This window comes from Vibrio fujianensis, from assembly GCF_002749895.1.
Classification (GTDB): Bacteria; Pseudomonadota; Gammaproteobacteria; order Enterobacterales; family Vibrionaceae; genus Vibrio; species Vibrio fujianensis.
This window is the reverse complement of sequence record NZ_NBUS01000041.1, coordinates 163,348-164,431: the sequence shown is the minus strand read 5'-3', so window position 1 is coordinate 164,431 and position 1,084 is coordinate 163,348. Positions and strand designations below refer to the sequence as shown.

Annotated in this window: 2 protein-coding genes; both read right to left on the bottom strand. The window is 45.1% G+C overall.

Features of this window, described 5'->3' with window-relative positions:
- Window positions 1-101, bottom strand: a 101-nt coding sequence (locus B7C60_RS18415) for a hypothetical protein (RefSeq protein WP_245869051.1), incomplete at its 3' end; no start/stop codon positions are given.
- 140 nt (window positions 102-241) lie between these two features.
- A partial coding sequence (gene prpB, locus B7C60_RS08035; RefSeq protein WP_245868912.1) for a methylisocitrate lyase occupies window positions 242-1,084 on the bottom strand: 843 nt, incomplete at its 5' end.

Below are 1,084 nucleotides of genomic sequence, written 5' to 3'. Positions count from 1 at the left end.
CGGTAGGTTAAACCTGTTCCAGTCTTTCCGACCGTACATAGTGCCGTGCTTCCAGCGCTTTGACCACGCAGGCCCGCGCCACCTAATGAAGTAGAAGGCATGTTGAACTCCTTTTCTTGCTACACTTCAGATTCTTTGATGAACCAACCTCTTTGGGCTTCGCGTTTTGCTTGATAGTGCAGCGGTTTCACGTTATTGGATTAAGGGATTGAATGGTGAATCTCTTTTTAGAGCTTCTCGGTTAATGATTGTTGTCAGAAAACAGCTGATCGAGTTTTTCTTCATAACCGTGATAATTAAGATACTTATACAACTCACTGCGAGTTTGCATTGTCTCCAATAAAGCTTCTTGATTACCTTGCTCTAACAAATGCCGGTAGACCATCTCGGCTGCTTTATTCATGGCGCGAAACGCACTGAGTGGGTAGAGCACCATGTCCACATTCACCTTGGCCAGTTGCTCTGTGTTGTAAAGTGGCGTCTGACCAAACTCGGTAATATTGGCTAATATAGGCACACGCTTACCTGTCGCGGCATGTAGTGCAACAGAAAACTGATCATACTGTTTTAACTCGGTCATCGCTTCAGGGAAAATCATGTCAGCTCCTGCTTGTACATAAGCGATCGCTCGTTCAATTGCACTGTCCATCCCTTCGACTGCCAGAGCGTCAGTGCGTGCCATAATGACAAACTCTGGGTTATCACGCGCATCAACGGCAGTTTTGATTCGATCCACCATTTCTTGGACACTGATAATGGCTTTATTAGGGCGATGACCACAACGTTTTTGGGCGACTTGATCTTCGATATGTATCGCCGCAGCGCCAGCTTTTTCTATTAGCTTAATGGTGCGAGCAAGGTTAAAAGCTCCGCCAAAACCAGTATCAATGTCGACTAACAAAGGTAAGTCACACGCATTGGTAATGCGTTCAACATCGACTAACACATCATTGAGTGTAGTGATTCCAAGATCGGGTAAACCATATGAGGCATTAGCAACACCGCCACCTGATAGATAAATCGCTTGATGCCCTAATTTTTTTGCCATCATGGCGCAATATGGATTAATCGTACCAACAATTTG